The sequence below is a fragment of the Kineococcus auxinigenes genome (assembly GCF_050871525.1).
Lineage (GTDB): Bacteria > Actinomycetota > Actinomycetes > Actinomycetales > Kineococcaceae > Kineococcus.
In genome coordinates, this window is record NZ_JBKBCT010000005.1 from 69,598 (window position 1) to 90,164 (window position 20,567).

19 protein-coding genes are annotated in these 20,567 nt (G+C 75.2%); 14 read left to right on the top strand and 5 right to left on the bottom strand.

Going from position 1 to position 20,567, the window contains the following annotated elements; genetic code table 11:
• The first annotated feature begins 51 nt into the window (after positions 1-51).
• Together hisG and ACRYR9_RS03700 are read left to right on the top strand one after the other, a co-directional pair.
• Entirely contained in the window at positions 52-897 is an 846-nt protein-coding gene (gene hisG, locus ACRYR9_RS03695) for an ATP phosphoribosyltransferase (protein ID WP_432497534.1), read from the top strand.
• Positions 894-1,370: a PH domain-containing protein gene (locus ACRYR9_RS03700; protein ID WP_432497493.1), complete on the top strand. Its 477-nt coding sequence runs from the start codon at positions 894-896 to the stop codon at positions 1,368-1,370. The genes hisG and ACRYR9_RS03700 overlap by 4 nt, the downstream gene beginning before the upstream one ends.
• 12 nt (positions 1,371-1,382) lie before the next feature.
• Here ACRYR9_RS03700 and ACRYR9_RS03705 read toward each other — a convergent pair whose 3' ends face one another.
• Positions 1,383-2,024, bottom strand: coding sequence for a nucleoside/nucleotide kinase family protein (locus ACRYR9_RS03705; RefSeq protein ID WP_432497495.1), 642 nt, complete (start codon positions 2,022-2,024; stop codon positions 1,383-1,385).
• A gap of 7 nt (positions 2,025-2,031) precedes the next feature.
• Complete coding sequence (locus ACRYR9_RS03710) at positions 2,032-3,321, bottom strand: GNAT family N-acetyltransferase (protein ID WP_432497497.1); 1,290 nt, start codon at positions 3,319-3,321, stop codon at positions 2,032-2,034.
• A 43-nt stretch (positions 3,322-3,364) separates the two neighbouring features.
• Between ACRYR9_RS03710 and hisF the strand changes: the two genes are divergently transcribed.
• Positions 3,365-4,138 (top strand): imidazole glycerol phosphate synthase subunit HisF, encoded by a 774-nt coding sequence (gene hisF, locus ACRYR9_RS03715; RefSeq protein ID WP_432497499.1) that lies wholly within the window; start codon positions 3,365-3,367, stop codon positions 4,136-4,138.
• Positions 4,139-4,209: 71 nt separating this feature from the next.
• On the opposite strand, the gene ACRYR9_RS03720 is transcribed toward hisF, so the two are convergent.
• The gene (locus ACRYR9_RS03720) at positions 4,210-4,860 is read right to left on the bottom strand and encodes a TIGR03085 family metal-binding protein (protein ID WP_432497502.1); all 651 of its coding nucleotides are present in this window, start codon (positions 4,858-4,860) and stop codon (positions 4,210-4,212) included.
• Positions 4,861-4,890: 30 nt separating this feature from the next.
• On the opposite strand from ACRYR9_RS03720, the gene hisI reads away from it, so the two are divergent.
• The 10 genes from hisI (at position 4,891) to ACRYR9_RS03770 (ending at position 17,576) form a co-directional block, all read left to right on the top strand.
• Positions 4,891-5,346: a phosphoribosyl-AMP cyclohydrolase gene (gene hisI / locus ACRYR9_RS03725; protein WP_432497537.1), complete on the top strand. Its 456-nt coding sequence runs from the start codon at positions 4,891-4,893 to the stop codon at positions 5,344-5,346.
• On the top strand, positions 5,343-5,936 hold the full coding sequence (locus ACRYR9_RS03730; protein ID WP_432497504.1) for a Trp biosynthesis-associated membrane protein: 594 nt from the start codon (positions 5,343-5,345) through the stop codon (positions 5,934-5,936). The genes hisI and ACRYR9_RS03730 overlap by 4 nt, the downstream gene beginning before the upstream one ends.
• 59 nt (positions 5,937-5,995) lie before the next feature.
• A complete protein-coding gene (locus ACRYR9_RS03735; protein WP_432497507.1) occupies positions 5,996-6,289 on the top strand; it encodes an HGxxPAAW family protein in 294 nt (97 codons plus the stop codon).
• A gap of 43 nt (positions 6,290-6,332) precedes the next feature.
• Entirely contained in the window at positions 6,333-7,157 is an 825-nt protein-coding gene (gene trpC, locus ACRYR9_RS03740; RefSeq protein ID WP_432497510.1) for an indole-3-glycerol phosphate synthase TrpC, read from the top strand.
• The gene (trpB, locus tag ACRYR9_RS03745) at positions 7,154-8,446 is read left to right on the top strand and encodes a tryptophan synthase subunit beta (protein WP_432497512.1); all 1,293 of its coding nucleotides are present in this window, start codon (positions 7,154-7,156) and stop codon (positions 8,444-8,446) included. The genes trpC and trpB overlap by 4 nt, the downstream gene beginning before the upstream one ends.
• Positions 8,443-9,300, top strand: a complete 858-nt coding sequence (gene trpA / locus ACRYR9_RS03750; RefSeq protein WP_432497515.1) for a tryptophan synthase subunit alpha — start codon at positions 8,443-8,445, stop codon at positions 9,298-9,300. The genes trpB and trpA overlap by 4 nt, the downstream gene beginning before the upstream one ends.
• 116 nt (positions 9,301-9,416) lie before the next feature.
• Complete coding sequence (locus ACRYR9_RS03755; RefSeq protein WP_432497517.1) at positions 9,417-10,265, top strand: DsbA family protein; 849 nt, start codon at positions 9,417-9,419, stop codon at positions 10,263-10,265.
• Positions 10,262-11,272 carry a prolipoprotein diacylglyceryl transferase gene (gene lgt / locus ACRYR9_RS03760; protein ID WP_432497520.1) on the top strand — a complete coding sequence of 337 codons (1,011 nt, stop codon included), beginning with the start codon at positions 10,262-10,264 and terminating at the stop codon, positions 11,270-11,272. Before ACRYR9_RS03755 ends, lgt begins: the two co-directional genes overlap by 4 nt.
• Before the next feature lie 228 nt (positions 11,273-11,500).
• Positions 11,501-16,123, top strand: a complete 4,623-nt coding sequence (gltB, locus tag ACRYR9_RS03765) for a glutamate synthase large subunit (protein WP_432497522.1) — start codon at positions 11,501-11,503, stop codon at positions 16,121-16,123.
• Positions 16,116-17,576: a glutamate synthase subunit beta gene (locus tag ACRYR9_RS03770; RefSeq protein ID WP_432497524.1), complete on the top strand. Its 1,461-nt coding sequence runs from the start codon at positions 16,116-16,118 to the stop codon at positions 17,574-17,576. Before gltB ends, ACRYR9_RS03770 begins: the two co-directional genes overlap by 8 nt.
• Before the next feature lie 24 nt (positions 17,577-17,600).
• On the opposite strand, the gene ACRYR9_RS03775 is transcribed toward ACRYR9_RS03770, so the two are convergent.
• Together ACRYR9_RS03775 and ACRYR9_RS03780 are read right to left on the bottom strand one after the other, a co-directional pair.
• Positions 17,601-18,413 carry an FRG domain-containing protein gene (locus tag ACRYR9_RS03775; protein ID WP_432497527.1) on the bottom strand — a complete coding sequence of 271 codons (813 nt, stop codon included), beginning with the start codon at positions 18,411-18,413 and terminating at the stop codon, positions 17,601-17,603.
• Between the two features lie 106 nt (positions 18,414-18,519).
• Positions 18,520-18,927, bottom strand: coding sequence for a hypothetical protein (locus ACRYR9_RS03780; protein ID WP_432497529.1), 408 nt, complete (start codon positions 18,925-18,927; stop codon positions 18,520-18,522).
• Positions 18,928-19,077: 150 nt separating this feature from the next.
• Between ACRYR9_RS03780 and pyk the strand changes: the two genes are divergently transcribed.
• Positions 19,078-20,517, top strand: a complete 1,440-nt coding sequence (gene pyk, locus ACRYR9_RS03785; RefSeq protein ID WP_432497532.1) for a pyruvate kinase — start codon at positions 19,078-19,080, stop codon at positions 20,515-20,517.
• Positions 20,518-20,567 lie beyond the last annotated feature (50 nt).

The window sequence follows — 20,567 nt, forward strand, 5'->3', positions numbered from 1 at the left end:
ACCCCCGAGGTCGGGTTCGAGCCCCCCGTGAGCGCCCCCGAGAGGAAGTCCGTGCTGCGCATCGCCGTCCCCAACAAGGGGTCGTTGTCCGAGGCCGCCAGCGCGATGCTGCGCGAGGCCGGTTACAACCAGCGCCGCGAGGCCAAGGAACTGCTGCTGGACGACCCGGAGAACAACGCCCAGTTCGTCTTCCTGCGCCCGCGCGACATCGCCCTGTACGTCGGCTCGGGCACCCTGGACGTCGGCATCACCGGCCGCGACCTGCTGCTGGACTCCCGCGCCCCCGCCGACGAGGTCCTGCAGCTCGGCTTCGCGCGCAGCACCTTCCGCTTCGCCGGGCGGCCCGGCACCGCCTCGTCCGTGGCCGACCTGCAGGGCCGGCGCATCGCCACCAGCTACTCCGGCCTGGTCGGTGAGCACCTGGCCCAGCACGGCGTGTCCGCCGACGTCGTCCACCTCGACGGAGCCGTGGAGACCGCCGTGGCCCTGGGCATCGCCGACGTCATCGCCGACGTCGTGGAGACCGGCACCACGCTGCGCGCCGCCGGCCTGGAGGTCTTCGGCGAGCCCGTCATGCGCTCGGAGGCGGTCCTGGTGCGCTCGCGCGGCGCCCAGGCCGACCCGGCCGTCGACGTCCTCGTGCGCCGCCTGCAGGGCGTCCTGGTCGCCCGCCAGTACGTGATGGTCGACTACGACTGCCCGGAGGACCTCGTCGAGCGCGCCATCACCGTCACCCCCGGCCTGGAGTCGCCCACCGTCTCCCCGCTGGCCCGCCCCGGCTGGGTCGCGGTGCGCGCCATGGTGGAGCGCTCGGCGACCAACCGCGTCATGGACGAGCTGTACGACGTCGGTGCGCGCGCCATCCTCGTCACCAGCATCCACGCCTGCCGCCTGTGAACGAGCCCACCGCCCGTCAGCGCCGCGCGCCCGAGGACGCCCCCTTCCGCCCGCGGCGGGCCCGCCCGGTGGGCCTGGCCGTGGCCGCCGGGCTGGCGGTGGTCCTGGTCGGCATGGCCGTGGGCCTGTCGCTGGCGGAGAGCACGGACTGGACCGTGCTGGACTCCGTGTTCACCACCGTCTTCGGGGTGCTGCTGTGCGGCGGGATCGTGCGCGTGGTCTCCGTGCGCGCGGTGCCCACCGAGGAGGCGCTGGTGGTGCGCAACGTCTTCCTCACCCACCGGGTGCGCTGGGAGGAGGTGACCGGCGTGCGCTTCGGGCGCGACGACCCCTGGCTCGTCCTGGACACCGGTGACGACGAGGAGCTGGCCGTCATGGCCGTGCAGCGCGCCGACGGCGAGCACGCCCGCGCCGAGGCCCAGCGCCTGGCCCGCCTGGTGCGCCGCCACGCCCCGCACGCCCTGCGGGACTGAACCCGCCGCGACTCAGCCGCGCACGACGCGCCAGCGAGCCCCGGTGCCGGCGGCACCGCCCGACGGCTCGCCCCGCGGATCGCTGCTGAGCACCACGTCCGCCGCCGCGCGCGCGTCGCAGCGGGCGAACAGCTCCCGCTCCTGCGCCGCCCACCGCCGCCAGTGCGGGGCGAAGACCTCCCCGTCGCGCCGCAGCGCCCGCTGCCGGCGCACCCGCTCGCCGGCGCCCACCCACACCAGCAGGTGCGGGCGCACGCGCGTGCACCCGGCCCCCACCCCCTCCACGACCAGCACCGGGGCCGGCGGCACCGTCACCCGCGGACCGGGCCGTCCCGCCACCCAGTCCCAGCGCGGCGGGCTCGCCACCCGCCCCTCGCGCAGCGGCACCAGCACCTCCCGCTCCAGCACCCGCACCCCCGCGGCCAGCCCGTCCCAGCCCGGGTAGAGCTCGTCCAGGTGCAGCACCGGCGCTCCCAACCGCGCCGCCAGCAGCTGCGCCAGGTGCGTCTTACCGCTGCCCGAGCGCCCGTCCACCGCCACCACCCGCGGACCCGCCACCGGTTCCGGTGCCGCCGCCGCCCGCTCGGCCAGCAGGTCCAGCACCGCCCCGGCGCCCACGGGCGCCCCGGGCCGCTGGGGCACCGTCAGGACCACGTGCGGACTAGAACCACGTCGGGCACCACGGCTCCTGCTCCCCGGCCAGCATCGACTGCAACCGCCGCACCGCCTGCGCCGAACCCACCACCCGGCCCGCGCTCGCCAGCGCGAGCGCCGAGGTGCCGCCCAGCAGCAGCGCCCCCAGCTCCGCCGCACCCAGCACCACGTCCGGCTCGCGCGAGGTCGCGGTCACCTCCGCGCACGTCCACCCGTCCTGCCCGCAGCGGCGCGCGTCCACGTGCAGCAGCACCGTCGCCCCCGCCGGGCCCCGCGGGTCCAGCACCCGCAGCACGAGCGTGCCGCACGCCAGGTAGCGCCGCGCCGCCAGCGCCCCGACCGCGTCCAGCGGCCGCACCCACAGGAAGTCGTCCACCGCACCGCGCTGCACCGCCCGCGGGTCCTCCAGCAGCAGCGGCAGCAGTTCGTCCACCGGGCGGTCCTTCGCGGTGACCGTGCGCACCCAGTCCAGCGAGAGCACGAACTGCCACAGGTCCCGGTAGACGCCCGGGTCGGCGGCGTGCAGGTCCAGCACCCGCGCCGAGCACCGCGAGACGCGCCCGGCCCACTCCTCGGCCACCTCGTAGACCGCGTACCCGTCCGCCACCCCCGCCGCGTCGCGGTGCAGCACCACGTGCGCGCTCGCCCCCAGCGCCCGCGACCCGCCCGGGCGCGTCCACTGCCGCCACCACGTCTCCTCGCGCACCAGCCCACCCGGCCGCGCCCGGCGGCCGGCGTCGTGCACCGCCGCCAGCTCCGGCCACGCCCGCTGCGCCGGCACCAGCTCCAGGCGCCCGGACCCGCGCGGGGCGTCCGGGCGGAACCGGCACGAACCCGCGTCCACGGACAGGCTCACCGCCGCCGTGGCCGTCCCGAACCCGAAGCGCCCGTAGATCGGCGCCTCCGCCGCGATCAGCGCCGCCAGCGCGTGCCCCTGCTCGCGCGCCCGGCGCAGGTCCGCGTCGATCATCCGGCGCAGCAACCCGCGGCGCCGGTGGGTGGGCAGCACGCTGACCGAGGAGACCGCGTTCACCGGCACCGGCCCCGCCCCCGGCACGGTCAGCTGGGAGTCGAACGAGCGGTACGTCGCCACCCACCGGCCGGCGTCCACCACCCCCGACAAGCGCTGCCCCGCCACCCGCTCCGCGGCCTCACGCGCCCAGCGCTCCTGGTCCTGCGGGGCCGGGGCCGGCTCCAGGAACGCCACGCGCGGCACCTGCCGCCACGCCGCCACCGCCTCGACGTCGGCGGGGTCGAGGTCCCGCAGCGGCAGGGCAGCGGCGTCCAGGTCCGTCACCCGCCCGACGCTACCGGTGCCGCGTTCCCACTACCCTCCTGCCGTGAGCGTCGCCGTGCGTGTGATCCCCTGCCTCGACGTCGACGCCGGCCGCGTCGTCAAGGGCGTCAACTTCGCCGACCTGCGCGACGCCGGCGACCCCGTCGAGCTCGCCCGCCGCTACGACGCCGAGGGCGCCGACGAGCTCACCTTCCTCGACGTCACCGCCTCCTCCGCCTCCCGCGAGACCACCTACGAGGTCGTCGCCCGCACCGCCGAGCAGGTCTTCATCCCCCTGACCGTCGGCGGCGGCGTGCGCTCGGTCGCCGACGTCGAGCGCCTCCTGCGCGCCGGCGCCGACAAGGTCGGCGTCAACACCGCCGCCATCGCCCGCCCCGAGCTGATCACCGAGATCGCCGAGCGCTTCGGCTCGCAGGTCCTGGTCCTGTCCGTCGACGCCCGCCGCACCCCGCCGGGCACCCCCACCACACCCTCGGGGTACGAGGTCACCACCCACGGCGGCCGCCGCGGCACCGGCCTGGACGCCGTCGCCTGGGCCGTGCGCGCCGCCGAGCTCGGCGCCGGGGAGGTCCTGCTGAACTCCATGGACGCCGACGGCACCAAGGCCGGCTTCGACCTGCCGATGCTCACCGCCGTGCGCGCCCGCGTCAGCGTCCCCCTCATCGCCAGCGGCGGCGCCGGCGCCGTGGAGCACTTCGCCCCCGCCGTGGCCGCCGGCGCCGACGCGGTCCTGGCCGCCAGCGTCTTCCACTTCCAGCAGCTGACCATCGGCCAGGTCAAGGACGCCCTGCGCACCGCCGGCGCGCCCGTGCGCTGAGCGCCCACCGCGGACCCCGGCGGGCACCCGTCCCGGTCCGCCGCCGGCACCCGAGCGGGTCCCCGGCCGCCTCAGCGCGCGGCCGGGAACGCCGCCTCGAAGGCACGCACCGCCTCGACGCCGCCGTCCACCTCCACCAGCGCCCGCGAACGCCGCCCGAACGCGTGCAGCAGCAGCTCCTGCGGCTCACCGCGCACAGCGATCGAGACCGCACCGGAGCGCACCACCGCCCGCGGACCGCCCGGCACCACCAGCACCACACCCACCGGCGAGCGCCGGTACGCCGCACGACCCAGCAGCTTCACCGACCGCCACAGCCCCTCGGACTCCCCGCGCGCCAGCGCCCGCGGCCGCCACCCCTCCTGCGCACGCCGCACGTCCTCGCGGTGCACGAAGAACTCCAGCGAGTTCACCGCCGCACCCACCGGCCGCCACCGCGCCGGGCTCACCGCCGGCGGCCCCGAGCGCACCCGCTGCACCAGCGCCTCGAACGGCTCCTCCCGCCAGCGCCCCTGCACCCGATCGGCGCGCGCGCCCAGCGCCGGCACCGCCCGCGCCAGCGCGTGCCCGACCAGCACGTCCGGGCGCCCGTCGCGCACCGCCAGGTGCACCAGCAGGTCCCGCACCGCCCACCCCTCGCACAGCGTGGGCGCTCGCGGGCCGGCGCGCAGCGCGTCGTCGCACAGTCCGTCGCGTTCTCGGGCGGCATCGGGTCCGGGCACGGCGCGATGCTCGCACAGGCCGGTGCGACGATGGGGCCCGTGCCCGCCGAGACCACCCCCGCACCCGCCAGCCCTCCCGGCGCCGCCCCCGCGGCAGAGGCCGGCGAGCTTCCCGGCGAGCCCGGCGCCGCGACGCTGGAGCCGGCCCTGGCCGCCCGCCTCAAGCGCGACGCGGCGGGCCTGGTGTGCGCGGTGGTGCAGCAGCACGACACCCGCGAGGTGCTCATGGTCGCCTGGATGGACGACACCGCCCTGGCCCTGACCCTGAGCACCGGGCGGGCGACCTACTGGTCGCGCAGCCGCGGTGCGCTGTGGCGCAAGGGCGACACCTCCGGGCACGTGCAGCACGTCAAGCGGGTCTCGCTGGACTGCGACGGCGACGCGCTGCTGGTGGAGGTCGACCAGGTCGGGGCCGCCTGCCACACCGGCGAGCGCACCTGCTTCGACGCCGCAGAGCTGCCCGTGCGCGCGGGCACCGGCGCGTGAGCGCGCGCGGGCGCGCGCCGGTGCTCCTGGCAGCGGCCGCCGGAGCGGTGCTGGCCCTGGCCGCGGGGGCGCCCACCTGGGTCCTGGGCCGGGCCGAGACCGCCGCGGGGCTGCGCGAGGTGAGCGCCGCCGGGCGCGAGGCGGCCCCGGTCGCCACGGCGCTGGCGCTGGTGGCGCTGGCGGCGGTGGTGGCCTGCTCGCTGGGGCGCCGCACCGCCCGCACCCTGGCCGCGGTGGTCCTGCTCCTGGCCGGGGCCGGTGCGGCCGCCTCGGCCGGCGCAGTGCTGAGCTCCCCGCAACCGGCCCTGAGCGCTGCGGCACGGGCCGTCAGCGGCCGCAGCGACCCGCAGCTGCAGCAGGTGAGCACCCGCCCCTGGCCGCTGGTGTGCGCCGCAGGCGGGGCGCTGTGCGCCGCCGCCGGCGCGGCCGCGCTGGTGCGCGGGCGCGCCTGGAGCGCGCCCAGCCGCCACGAGCGCGACGCCGCCGCGAGCACCCCCGCGGGCAGCGCCCGCGCGAGCGCGGCGCCCGCACCGGCGGACCCCGCGGCCACCTGGGACTCCCTCACGCGCGGGAACGACCCGACCCGGTGAGCGGGGCCGGGACGGGTACCGTGGGAGGCCCAGCGCCACCACGTCCGAGGAGCACCACCGTGACCAGCCACCAGCCCGGGACCCAGCAGCCCCGGACCACGCACGCCGACGCCGACGTCGTCGAGGAGCACGGCCACGGCCACAGCGTCGCGGCCTGGGCAGGCGTGATCACCGCCTTCGTCGGCTTCTTCGTCCTGTGCCTGGCCGTGGTCTTCACCACGCTGGTGTGGGGGATCGTCGGCGGCGTGCTCGTCGTGGCCGCACCCGTCGTGGGCTACGTCCTGTCCAAGGCCGGCCACGGCGTGAAGAACGCCGCCGGGAGCCCCGCGGGCGCCGGCCGCTCCCACCACTGATCCGAGCACCGGGCCCACCGGCGCGGGGACTACCCTGCACAGCGTGACCGTCCTCGACGACATCCTCGCCGGAGTGCGCGAAGACCTCGCCCAGCGGCAGGAGCGAACCACGCTGGCCGAGCTGAAGGAGCGCGCGCACCGGCAGGTGCCCGCCAAGGACGCCGCCGCGCTGCTGCGCCCGCGCGACAGCGACCAGCGCGGCGTGAAGGTCATCGCCGAGGTCAAGCGCGCCAGCCCCTCCAAGGGGCAGCTGGCGCAGATCCCCGACCCGGCCGAGCTGGCCCGCCAGTACGAGCTCGGCGGCGCCACCGTCATCAGCGTGCTCACCGAGCAGCGCCGCTTCGGCGGCAGCCTGGACGACCTGCGCGCGGTGCGCTGCGCCGTCGACGTGCCGGTGCTGCGCAAGGACTTCGTCGTGGGCTCCTACCAGCTCTGGGAGGCGCGCGCCTGGGGCGCCGACGTGGTCCTGCTCATCGTCGCCGCCCTGGAGCAGGAGGCGCTGGTCTCCCTCGTCGAGCGCACCCACTCCCTGGGCATGACCGCCCTGGTGGAGGTGCACACCGCCGAGGAGGTCGAGCGGGCCGTGGCCGCCGAGGCCCGCGTCATCGGCGTGAACAACCGCGACCTGAAGACCCTGCAGGTGCGCAACTCCACCTTCGCCGAACTGGCACCCCTCATCCCTGCCGGGGTCGTCAAGGTCGCCGAGTCCGGCGTGCAGGGCCCCCACGACGTCGTCGAGTTCGCCCGCGCCGGCGCCGACGCCGTCCTGGTCGGCGAGACCCTGGTGCGCGGCGACGACCCGCGCCGCGCCGTGGCCGACCTCGTCGCGGCCGGCGCCCACCCGGCCGTGCAGGCGGTGCGCCCGTGAGCGCCCCCACCAGCACCTCCGGCGGCAGCCTGTCCGCCGAGCGCGGCCCCTACTTCGGCGCCTTCGGCGGCCGCTTCGTGCCCGAGGCCCTCGTGGCCGCCCTCGACGAGATCGACGCCGCGCACACCGCCGCCATGGCCGACGAGTCCTTCCTGGCCGAGCTCGCCGAGCTGCACCGCACCTACTCCGGCCGGCCCAGCATCCTCACGCCCGTGCCGCGCTTCGCCCGGCACGCCGGCGGCGCCACCGTGCTGCTCAAGCGCGAGGACCTCAACCACACCGGCTCGCACAAGATCAACAACGTGCTCGGCCAGGCCCTGCTGACGAAGCGCATGGGCAAGTCCCGCGTCATCGCCGAGACCGGCGCCGGCCAGCACGGCGTGGCCACCGCCACCGCCGCGGCCCTGATGGGCCTGGAGTGCACCGTCTACATGGGCGAGGAGGACACCCGCCGCCAGGCCCTCAACGTCGCCCGCATGCGCCTGCTGGGCGCCACCGTCGTACCCGTCACCGCCGGCAGCCGCACCCTCAAGGACGCCGTCAACGAGGCCTTCCGCGACTGGGTCGCCTCCGTGGACGAGACCCACTACGTCTTCGGCACCGTCGCCGGCCCGCACCCCTTCCCCGTGCTGGTGCGCGACTACCAGCGCGTCATCGGCCTGGAGGCCCGCGCCCAGGTCACCGAGCTGACCGGCCGCCTGCCCGACGCGGTGTGCGCCTGCGTGGGCGGCGGCTCCAACGCCATCGGCATCTTCCACGCCTTCCTCGACGACCCCGGCGTGCGCCTGTTCGGCTTCGAGGCCGGCGGCGACGGGGTCGACACCGACCGCCACGCCGCCTCCATCACCGGCGGCTCCCCGGGCGTCTTCCAGGGCGCGCGCCAGTTCGTCCTGCAGGACGAGGACGGCCAGACCGTGGAGTCGCACTCCATCTCCGCCGGCCTGGACTACCCCGGCGTGGGTCCGGAGCACTCCTGGCTGGGCGCCTCCGGGCGCGCGCAGTACCGCCCCGTCACCGACGCCGAGGCCATGGACGCCTTCAGGCTGCTGTGCCGCACGGAGGGCATCATCCCCGCCATCGAGAGCGCCCACGCCCTGGCCGGGGCGCTGGCCGTGGGCCGCGAGCTGGGCCCGGACGCGGTCCTGCTGGTGAACCTCTCCGGCCGCGGGGACAAGGACGTGGACACCGCCGCCCGCTGGTTCGGGCTCGTCAGCGACGCCGACCTGGTCGCGTCGGAGGCCGAGCGCGTCGCCGACGCGCCGCAGGACACCGAGGGGTCGGGCTGGTGAGCACCACGAGCGTGGGCACGGGGACGGGCAGCACGAGCGACGCGGACGGGGCGCGCCCGGGCACCGCGGCGGCGGCCGTGGACCGCGCCACGGCGCAGGGCCGCGCCGCCCTGGTCGCCTACCTGCCCGTCGGCTTCCCCGACGTGGACGCCAGCATCGCCGCGGCGAAGGCGGCCGTCGCCGGGGGAGCGGACGTCGTCGAGCTGGGCCTGCCCTACTCCGACCCCACCATGGACGGGCCCACCATCCAGCGGGCCGTGGACGTCGCCCTGCGCGCGCGCACCCGCCCCGCCGACGTGCTGCGCGCCGTCGAGCAGGTCGCGGCCACCGGCGCGGCCGTGCTCGTCATGACCTACTGGCCCCCGGTGGACCGCTACGGCGTGGACCGCTTCGCCGCGGACCTGGCCTCGGCCGGCGCCGCCGGCCTGATCACCCCCGACCTCATCCCCGACGAGGCGGGCCCCTGGCTGGCCGCCAGCGACGAGCACGACCTCGAACGCGTCTTCCTCGTGGCCCCCAGCTCCACCGACGCCCGCCTGGCCTCCACCGCCGCCGCCTGCCGCGGGTTCGTGTACGCCGCCTCCACCATGGGCGTGACCGGTGCGCGCACCACCGTGGGCGCCGGAGCGGCCCAGCTCGTGCAGCGCACCCGGGCCGCCGGCGCGCAACGGGTCTGCGTGGGCCTGGGCGTGTCCACCCCGCAGCAGGCCGCCGAGGTCGCGCAGTACGCCGACGGCGTCATCGTCGGCTCGGCGTTCGTCGCCCGCCTGCTGGACGCCGGCTCCGCGGCCGAGGGCGCGCGCGCCGTCGGCGAGCTCGCCGAGCAGCTGGCCCGCGGCGTGCGCGGCGCCTGAGCCGCCCCACCGACCACCACGACCGACCCGACCACCACGACCGAGCCGGCCCCCAGCGGCGCGGCCACGACCCGGGAGCCCGCCGCACCGCGCGGGCGCCCGCGAGGGGACGAGCGTTGAGCAAGAAGCGACCGGGGGGCCACCCCGCCCGCGCCGGACAGGCCCAGGACGCCGCCGAGGCCCGCCGCGCCAAGGCCGCCGCCCTGCGCCAGCGCGAACTGGCCCGCCAGCGCAGCCGCCGCGTCCTGCTGATCAGCGTCACCGTCCTGGTCGTCCTGGCGCTCGCCGCCGTCGTGGCCGTCCTCGTCGCCCGCGAGCGCGACGAGGCCACGAGCACCGCCGAGGGCGCCACCCCGCCCTCGGCCACCGCCCCCGACGGCGGTTACCTGCTGGCCGGCGACGCCGCCGCGGGAGCCCCCACGCTGGACGTCTGGCTGGACTACCAGTGCCCGTACTGCGCGCAGTTCGAGGCCGCCGCCGGGGGAGCGCTGCAGGAGCTGGCCGCCTCCGGGCAGGCCCGCGTGGTGGTGCACACCCTCAGCTTCCTCGACCAGAACCTCGGCAACGACTCCTCCACCCGCGCCGCGGAGGGCGCGGCCGCCGCTGACGCCCAGGGCCGCTTCGCCGAGTACAGCGAGGAGGTCTTCGCCCGCCAGCCCGAGCGCGAGGGCACCGGGTACACCGACGAGGAGCTGCGTGCCGCGGCCCGGGCCGCCGGGGTGACGGACCTGGAGGCGTGGTCGCAGGCCGTGGAGGAGGACACCTACCTCGGCTACGTGCGCCGCGTGCAGGAGTCGATGGCCGAGGCGGGCGTCCGGGGCACCCCCACCGTGCAGCTCACCCCCGACGGTGGCGAGACCCGCGAGCTGGACTCGAACCAGCTGCTGGGTGCGGACCCCGGTGCGTACCTGCGCGAGCAGGTCGCCCGGGCCACCGGGACTTCCACCGGGACGGCATCGCCGTGATCACCGCCCTGCCCGCGACCCTTCCCGCCGCGCTGCCCAGCCCCACCCAGAGCGTGTGGTACTTGGGCCCGGTGCCGCTGCGCGCGTACGCCCTGTGCATCCTCGCCGGGATCGTCGCCGGCTTGTGGATCACCTCCCGCCGCTGGCGCGCCCGGGGCGGGCGCGCCGACTTCCCCCTGGACGTGGCGGTGTGGGCGGTGCCCCTGGGCGTGGTCGGCGCGCGCATCTACCACGTGATCACCTCTCCGGAGGCGTACTTCGGTCCCGGCGGGGAGCCGGTGCGGGCGCTGTACGTGTGGGCGGGCGGCCTGGGCATCTGGGGCGCGGTGGCCGCCGGTGCGCTGGGCGCCTGGATCGCCTGCCGGCGCGCCGGGTACCGCCTGGCGCCCTTCGCCGACGCCTGCGCCCCCGGCCTACTGGTGGCCCAGGCCCTGGGCCGCTGGGGCAACTGGTTCAACAACGAGCTGTACGGGCGCGCCACCGACGTGCCGTGGGCGCTGACGATCCACGACTGGGACGAGGCCGCCGGCCGGGCGATCACCGGCGCCGACGGCCAGCCGGTGGTGCTGGGCACCTTCCACCCCACGTTCCTGTACGAGTCGCTGTGGTGCCTGCTCTCCGCCGCGATCATCGTGCTGGCCGACCGCCGCTGGCGGCTGCGGCACGGACAGGCCTTCTTCCTGTACGTGGCCCTGTACACCGCCGGTCGCTCGGTCACCGAGGCGCTGCGCATCGACCCCGCCAACGAGATCGGCGACCTGCGCGTGAACCAGTGGGTCGCCGCGGTCGTCTTCCTCGCCGCGGTCGTCGCGCTGGTCCTCTCGCGCCGCCGCCACCGCGGCGGGCGGGAGGCGGGTGGTCGGGACGAGCCGCTGGAGCGGGTACCCTCGCCGCAGTCGCCAGCGCCCACTCCTGCCGCTGGCGACGCTGAGTCGCAAGCCGGTGAACCGATCGTTGCCGAGCCTTCGCGGCCGTCCTCACGGGACCACGACCACCCGTCATCGTGATGATCCGGTGACGCTCTCGTGCGAATCAGCACGGGTTCGTGGGCGTTACAGTGAGGTGAACGCGGGCCAGCGCCGTCCCCCGTTCAGGGGTGTGCACCCACCAGGCGCCCGCCCCTGACCCCGCGCCGGTCGCCAGCGGCTGCGCGGGGCCACGCTCGAAGAGACCCGTCGAGAGACCCCCTGTCCATCGAGGTCCTCCCGGACCTCTCTCCGAGGACGGTGCACCGCATGACGCAACCCCTCGCGCAGACCACCGCGCAGACCACCGGGCACACCACCGCGCAGGCCACGCAGGTCGCGCAGTCCGTGCGGCCGCTGCCCTTCTCCGCGTTGCCGCCGGACGCCGGCCTGTACGACCGACGCAACGAGAAGGACGCCTGCGGCGTGGCCTTCGTGGCCACCATGCGCGGCGAGCCCGGTCACGACATCGTCGAGCACGCCCTGACGGCGCTGCGCAACCTGGACCACCGCGGCGCGGTGGGTGCGGAGACCAACACCGGTGACGGCGCCGGCATCCTCACCCAGGTCCCCGACGAGTTCCTGCGCGCCGTGATGGCCGAGCAGGGCGTCGAGCTGCCCGCCAAGGGCGCCTACGCCGCCGGCAACGCCTTCCTGCCCCTGGACGAGGCCGAGCGCGCCGAGGCCGTCGCGCGCATCGAGCAGCTGGCCGGCGAGGAGGGCCTGCGCGTGCTCGGCTGGCGCGAGGTCCCCGTGACGGCCGACCTCGTCGGCGCCCAGGCCCGCGCCTGCATGCCCCACTTCGCGCAGCTGTTCCTGGCCGGCGAGGCGGGGGAGAGCGGCATCGACCTGGACCGGCGCGTCTACCCGCTGCGCAAGCGCGCCGAGCGCGAGCTGGGCGTGTACTTCCCCTCCCTGTCGGCGCGCACCATGGTCTACAAGGGCATGCTGACCACCGGTCAGCTGGAGCCGTTCTTCCCGGACCTGTCCGACCGCCGCTTCACCAGCGAGCTGGGCCTGGTCCACTCCCGCTTCTCCACGAACACCTTCCCGTCCTGGCCGCTGGCGCACCCCTTCCGGACCATCGCCCACAACGGTGAGATCAACACCGTCAAGGGCAACCGCAACTGGACGGCCGCGCGCGAGTCCACGATGAGCACCCCGCTCATCCCCGGCGACGTGCAGCGCCTGGGCCCGGTCTGCGCCACCGAGGGCTCCGACTCCGCCTCCTTCGACGAGGTCCTGGAGCTGCTGCACCTGGCCGGGCGCTCCCTGCCGCACGCGGTGCTGATGATGATCCCCGAGGCGTGGGAGAACAACACCGAGATGGACCCGGCCCGCCGGGCCTTCTACGAGTTCCACTCGATGTTCTCCGAGCCGTGGGACGGCCCGGCCAACCTCACCTTCACCGACGGCACCCTCATCGGCTGCGTCCTGGACCGCAACGGCCTGCGTCCCTCGCGCTACTGGGTCACCGACGACGGCCTGGTCGTCCTGGCCAGCGAGGTCGGCGTGCTCGACCTGGACCCCGCCTCGGTCGTCAACCGCGGCCGCGTCGCCCCGGGCAAGATGTTCCTCGTCGACACCGCCCGCGGGCGCATCGTCGAGGACGACGAGGTCAAGGACGAGCTCGCCGCCGCCCAGCCCTACGCCGAGTGGCTCAAGAACGTCGTGCACCTGGGCGACCTGCCCCCGCGCGAGCACGTCGTGCACACCCACGCCTCGGTGGCCCGCCGCCAGCAGACCTTCGGCTACACCGAGGAGGAGCTGCGCCTCATCCTCGCCCCGATGGCCCGCGCCGGCGCCGAGCCCATCGGGTCCATGGGCTCCGACACCCCCCTGGCGGTGCTCTCCGAGCGCCCCCGGCTGCTGTTCGACTACTTCACGCAGCTGTTCGCGCAGGTCACCAACCCGCCGCTGGACGCGATCCGCGAGGAGCTCGTCACCTCGCTGATCACCATCGCCGGGCCGCAGCAGAACTTCCTGGCGGCCTCCCCGGCGCACTGCCACCAGCTGGTCCTGCCCTTCCCGGTCATCGACAACGACGAGCTCGCCAAGATCGTCCACATCGACCGCGACCGCCGCAACCCGGGCCGCACCACCCACACCGTCAAGGGCCTGTACCGCGTGGCCGGCGGCGGCGCGGAACTGGCCCGGCGCATCGAGGAGATCCGCGCGGAGGTCTCGCGCGCCATCGCCGACGGCGCCGTCTTCGTGGTCCTGTCCGACCGCGACTCCACCGCCGAGCTGGCCCCCATCCCCTCCCTGCTGCTGACCTCCGCCGTGCACCACCACCTGGTGCGCCAGAAGCTGCGCACCCAGGTCGGGCTGGTCGTCGAGGCCGGCGACGTGCGCGAGGTCCACCACGTCGCGCTGCTGGTGGGTTACGGCGCAGCCGCCATCAATCCGTACCTGGCCATGGAGACCGTCGAGGACCTCGCCCGCAACGGCGTCATCCCCGACGTCGACCCCGCCACGGCGGTCAAGAACCTCATCAAGGCCCTCGGCAAGGGCGTGCTGAAGGTCATGTCCAAGATGGGCATCTCCACCGTCGCCTCCTACCGCGGCGCGCAGGTCTTCGAGGCCCTGGGCCTGTCGCAGACCCTCGTCGAGGAGTACTTCACCGCCACCACCTCCCGCCTGGGCGGGGTCGGCCTCGACGTCCTCGCCGAGGAGGTCGCCCGCCGGCACCGCATCGCCTACCCGGTCGAGGGCCAGGAGCGCGCCCACCGCCGCCTGGAGACCGGCGGGGAGTACCAGTGGCGCCGCGAGGGCGAACCGCACCTGTTCGACCCCGAGACCGTCTTCCAGCTGCAGCACTCCACCCGCCAGCGCAACGAGGAGCTGTTCCGCAGCTACACCCGCCGCGTGGACGAGCAGGCCGAGCGCCTGATGACCCTGCGCGGGCTGCTGCAGCTGAAGAAGGGCGTGCGCGAACCCGTCCCCGTCGACGAGGTCGAGCCGGTCAGCGAGATCGTCAAGCGCTTCTCCACCGGCGCGATGAGCTACGGCTCCATCAGCCAGGAGGCCCACGAGGTCCTGGCCGTGGCGATGAACCGCCTCGGCGCACGCTCGAACTCCGGCGAGGGCGGCGAGGACGTCGAGCGCCTGTACGACCCCGAGAAGACCTCGAAGGTCAAGCAGATCGCCTCCGGCCGCTTCGGCGTGACCAGCAACTACCTCTCCTCGGCCACCGACCTGCAGATCAAGGTCGCCCAGGGCGCCAAGCCCGGCGAGGGCGGGCAGCTGCCCGGGCACAAGGTCTACCCGAACATCGCCAAGACCCGGCACTCCACCCCCGGCGTCGGCCTGATCTCCCCGCCGCCGCACCACGACATCTACTCCATCGAGGACCTCGCCCAGCTCATCCACGACCTGAAGAACTCCAACCCCGCGGCGCGCGTGCACGTCAAGCTCGTCTCCGAGGTCGGCGTCGGGACGGTCGCCACCGGCGTGTCCAAGGCCAAGGCCGACGTCGTGCTCATCTCCGGGCACGACGGCGGCACCGGCGCGGCCCCGCTGACGAGCCTCAAGCACGCCGGCGGCCCCTGGGAGCTCGGCCTGGCCGAGACCCAGCAGACCCTCGTCGTCAACGGCCTGCGCGACCGCATCTCCGTGCAGGTCGACGGGCAGCTGAAGACCGGCCGCGACGTCGTCGTCGCCGCCCTGCTGGGCGCCGAGGAGTTCGGCTTCGCCACCGCACCCCTGGTCGTCTCCGGCTGCATCATGATGCGCGTGTGCCAGCTGGACACCTGCCCGGTCGGGGTGGCCACCCAGAACCCCGAGCTGCGCTCGCGGTTCACCGGCAAGGCCGAGTACCTGGTGACGTTCTTCGAGTTCCTGGCGCAGGAGGTGCGCGAGTACCTCGCCCAGCTGGGCTTCCGCTCGCTGGAGGAGGCCGTGGGCCACGTGGAGGTCCTGGACACCCGCCGCGCCGTGTCGCACTGGAAGGCCGCCGGGCTGGACCTCGCGCCGGTCCTGCACGCCCCGGTCGCCCCCGAGGGCACCACGCTGCACCAGACGCAGACGCAGGACCACGCCCTGGAGAAGGCGCTGGACCACGTCCTCATCGAGCGCGCCAGCTCCGCCCTGCGCGACGGCACCCCGGTGAAGATCGAGCTGCCGGTGCGCAACGTCAACCGCACCATCGGCACCCTGCTGGGCCACGAGGTCACCAAGGCCTGGGGTGAGCAGGGCCTGCCCGAGGGCACCATCGACATCACCCTGACCGGCTCCGCGGGGCAGTCGCTGGGCGCCTTCGTGCCGCGCGGCATCACCCTGCGCCTGCTCGGCGACACCAACGACTACGTCGGCAAGGGCCTGTCCGGCGGCACCGTCGTGGTGCGCCCGGACCGCGCCAGCGGCTCGCGCGAACGCGACATCGTCGCCGGCAACGTCATCGGCTACGGCGCCACCTCCGGTTCCCTCTTCCTGCGCGGGGAGGTCGGTGAGCGCTTCTGCGTGCGCAACTCCGGCGCCACCGCCGTGGTCGAGGGCGTGGGCGACCACGCGCTGGAGTACATGACCGGCGGCGAGGTCGTGGTCCTGGGCCGCACCGGGCGCAACGTCGCCGCGGGCATGTCCGGCGGCCTGGCGCACGTGCTGGACCTGAAGGAGTCCCGCGTCAACCGCGACATGGTCGACGTGGAACCGATGGACGACGAGGCCGCCGCCCGCGTGCACGACCTGCTCGTCGCCCACCGCGAGCACACCGAATCCCCGCTGGCGGCCAAGCTCCTGGCCGACTGGGGCACCGCCCGCCGGCGTTTCTCGACGATCGTCCCGCGGGACTACCGCCGCGTCCTGCAGGTGCGCGCCCAAGCCGTCAGCGACGGCCTGGAACCGGACTCCGAGGCCGTGCTGACCCGCATCATGGAGGCTTCCCATGGTTGATCCCCGCGGTTTCCTGAAGGTCCGCGACCGCGAACTGCCCCCGCGCCGCCCGGTGCCGCTGCGCCTGATGGACTGGCGCGAGGTGTACGAGAAGCAGAGCCAGGAGCAGCTGCAGCGCCAGGCCGGGCGCTGCATGGACTGCGGCATCCCCTTCTGCCACAACGCCTGCCCGCTGGGCAACCTCATCCCCGAGTGGAACGACCTCGTCAGCCGCGGCGACATGCGCGAGGCCATCGAGCGGCTGCACGCCACGAACAACTTCCCGGAGTTCACCGGCAAGCTGTGCCCGGCGCCGTGCGAGTCGGCCTGCGTGCTGGGCATCAACCAGCCGCCGGTCACGATCAAGCAGGTCGAGGTCATGATCGCCGAGAACGCCGCCGAGAACGGGTGGCTGGAACCGCGCCCGCCGGAGCGCCTGACCGGCAAGACCGTCGCCGTGGTCGGCTCCGGACCCGCGGGTCTGGCCGCCGCCCAGCAGCTGACCCGCGCCGGTCACACCGTCGCCGTCTACGAGCGCGACGACAAGATCGGCGGGCTGCTGCGCTACGGCATCCCCGAGTTCAAGATGGAACGCGCCGTCCTGGACCGCCGCCTGGCGCAGATGGAGGCCGAGGGCACCCGCTTCCGCGCCGGGGTGGACATCGGCACCGACATCACCGGCGAGCAGCTGCGCGAGCGCTACGACGCCGTCGTGGTCGCCACCGGCGCCACCCAGTGGCGCGACGTGGACTTGCCCGGCCGCGAGCTGACCGGCATCCACCAGGCCATGCAGTACCTGCCGCCCACCAACCGCACCGCGGTCGGTGAGCCGCGCCCGGCCGACCACATCGACGCCGCCGGCCTGGACGTCGTCATCATCGGCGGCGGCGACACCGGCTCGGACTGCTACGGCACCGCCCTGCGCCAGGGCGCGAGGTCCGTCACCCAGCTGGACATCTACCCCAAGGCACCCGGGGAGCGCTCCGAGGGCGAGCCGTGGCCCACCGTGCCCAAGGTGTTCAGCGTCTCCTCCTCCCACGAGGAGGGCGGCCGGCGGGTGTTCTCCGCCAGCACCCGCGCCCTCATCGGCGACGAGCACGGCCACGTCAAGGCCCTGCGCGTCGTCGAGGTGCGCAAGGTCGACGGCGCCTGGACCCCCGTGGAGGGCACCGAGCAGGACCTGCCCGCCCAGCTGGTGCTGCTCGCCATCGGCTTCACCGGCCCCGAGCACGGCGACCTGGTCGCCCAGCTCGGCCTGGCGGCCGACGAGCGCACCCGCTTCAGCCGCACCCCCGGCTACGCCACCTCCACCCCGGGGGTGTTCGTGGCCGGCGACGCCGGGCGCGGGCAGTCCTTGATCGTGTGGGCCATCGCCGAGGGCCGCGCCTGCGCGGCGGCGGTCGACGAGCACCTCATGGGCGACACCGCCCTGCCCGCGCCCATCCGCGCCGACGCCGCCCCGCTGACCGCCTGAGCGTCCCGCTCCAGCCCGCCGCGCTCACCAGCGCGGCGGGCTGGAGTAGTAGCGCGTCAGCCACCGGCTCAGCCCGTCCAGCCCCGGGAACAGCACCCGCTCGGTGATGTTCGCCTGGTCCAGGCGCTCACGCACCAGCGGCTTCAGCGACGCCGGCACCACCACCTTGCGCACCAGCGGCGGCTCGGCGCGCGCCAGCCACGCGTCGGGCCGCTCGTGCGGCGAGGAGAGCACCGAGAAGCTGGCGTACTGGTTGACGATCCGCTCGTCCAGCGACGGCGGCTCGAAGAACACCATGAACGGCTCTCCGTCCAGGGCGTCGAAGCGCGCCAGGGTGGGCGCCACCTGCCCCAGCAGGTCCACGGTGAACGCGGCACCACCCGACTCCCGCAGCGCCTCGCGCACCCGGGCGGGCAGCCGTTCGTGCGCGGCGACGAAGTCCGCGCTCCACACCGCCCCGTCCTCGTCGTGGTGCGCCACGTCCGCGGTGGCGAAGTGCAGCGCCACCAGCGGCGAGTACGTCCAGTCCAGCACGCGCGTGGGCAGCCCGTGGTGCTGCGCCAGCGTCACCCACTCCCAGTCGCTGTCCTGCTGCCCGAACGGCACCCGCGAGTACTTGCGGAAGTTGCGCAGCAGGTCCGTCTCGCGCTCCACCCGGCCCAGGCGCTGCACCGACGTCAGCAGCCCGTGCCCGGCGCACGCCAGACCTCGGTGCACCACGTTGGAGTGGTAGCGCCCCGCCCGCTGCGGCCACGGCTCGGAGAACAGCAGGTCCTGCAGCTGCGCCCAGGTGCGCGGCACGACCGTCTCGACCGCGGGGTGCTCCCCCTCCCGCACCGCTCCTCCCACCACCGACCCGCCCACCCGGACCCGTCCTCGCCCCGTCCTCGCCCCGTCCTCGCCCCGTCCCCGGCCGCCGGTGCGGACCGGGCCGGGGGAGCGCTCACCAGCCGGCGACGGTCTCCTGGTCGTACACCCACACCGCCGAGTCGCTGATCACCGTGACGTCCGCCGCGTGCCCGGCCAGGCCCCGCTCGGCCGCCGCCTCCTCCACCTTCACCAGCGCGCGCTGCGCGGCGCTCTCGGCGTCCAGACCGTCCCCGTCGACGCTGATGACCACGTCGTGCTCCGGCGCGTGCACCGACTCGATGCGCGGGTGCGCGGTGCGCAACGCCGCCACCAGCTCCTGCAGCGCACCGTCGGGCCAGTCGGCGTCCGCGTGCAGGCGCACGTAGACGGCGTACTCGTGCTCGAGGTCGGCCACGCCCTCCTCGATCAGCTCGTCGATCTCGCGGTCCACCGCGGTCCCCAGCACCACGTCGTCGCGTCCCGTCCCCGTTCCCGTCGTCATGGCAGCCAGCATGGACCAGCCGGGCGCTCGCGCACCCCGGGGCCCCCGGTGGTGACGCGCCGGTGACCGCGGCGTGACGGGGTGGCGAGCGCACGGGCCCGGACGCGCCCCGCCCAGCGCGCCCACCCGCGGGCGGCATAGGGTCGTGCCATGCGCAGAGCGAAGATCGTCTGCACCCTCGGGCCCGCCGTCGCCGGCCCCGAGCGGTTGCGTGCCCTGGTGGACGCCGGGATGGACGTCGCCCGGATGAACCTCAGCCACGGTTCCCACGAGGACCACCGGGCCAACTTCGAGGGGGTGCGGGCCGCCGCGGAGGCCACCGGCCGCTCGGTCGGCATCCTCGCCGACCTCCAGGGCCCCAAGATCCGCCTCGGGCGGTTCGCCGACGGTCCCCACGACCTCGCCGTCGGTGACGTCTTCACCATCACCACCGAGGACGTCGTGGGCACCAAGGAGGTGTGCTCGACCACCTACAAGGGCCTGACCGGCGACGTCTCGGTCGGCGACCGCATCCTCATCGACGACGGCAAGGTCGGCCTGGACGTCACGGCCGTCGAGGGCCCGCGCGTGGTCACCCGCGTCAGCGTCCCCGGCCCGGTCAGCAACAACAAGGGCATCAACCTGCCCGGCGTCGCGGTCAGCGTGCCCGCCCTGTCCGAGAAGGACGTGGAGGACCTGCGCTTCGCGCTGCGCCTGGGCGTGGACATGGTCGCCCTGTCCTTCGTGCGCTCGGCCGCCGACGCCGACGACGTCCACAAGATCATGGACGAGGAGGGCGTGACCGTCCCGGTCATCGCCAAGGTCGAGAAGCCGCAGGCGGTGCAGAACCTGCGCGAGGTCGTCGCCGCCTTCGACGGCATCATGGTCGCCCGCGGCGACCTCGGCGTCGAACTGCCCCTGGAGGAGGTCCCCCTCGTCCAGAAGCGCGCCATCGAGCTGGCCCGCCGCCAGGCCAAGCCCGTCATCGTCGCCACCCAGATGCTCGAGTCGATGATCACCGCCCCGCGCCCCACCCGCGCGGAGGCCTCCGACTGCGCCAACGCCGTCCTGGACGGCGCCGACGCGCTGATGCTGTCGGGCGAGACCAGCGTGGGCGCCTTCCCCTACGAGGCCGTGCGCACCATGGCCCGCATCATCGAGAACACCGAGACCCACGGCGCCGAGCGCATCGCCCCCCTGGGCAGCACCCCGCACACCAAGGGCGGTGCGGTCACCCTGGCCGCCTCGGAGATCGGCAAGCAGCTCGATGCCACCCTGCTGGTCACCTTCACCCAGTCCGGCGACTCCGCGCGCCGGCTGTCCCGGCTGCGCTCGACGATCCCGCTGCTGGCGTTCACCCCCGAGCACGCCACCCGTCGCCGCCTCGCCCTGAGCTGGGGCATCGAGGCGCACCACGCACCGTTCATCAGCACCACCGACGAGATGGTCAAGGCCCTGGACCAGCGCCTGCGGGAGATGGGCCGCTGCGCCGAGGGGGACCTCATCGTCATCGTGGCCGGTGCCCCCCCGGGCATCGTGGGCTCCACCAACGCCGTGCGCGTGCACCGCATCGGCGACGCCACGGCCGGGGTCTCCTCCGCCTACGCCTGAGCCGACCGGGCCGCACGAGGACGGGCCCGCACACCCCGTCAGGGGTGTGC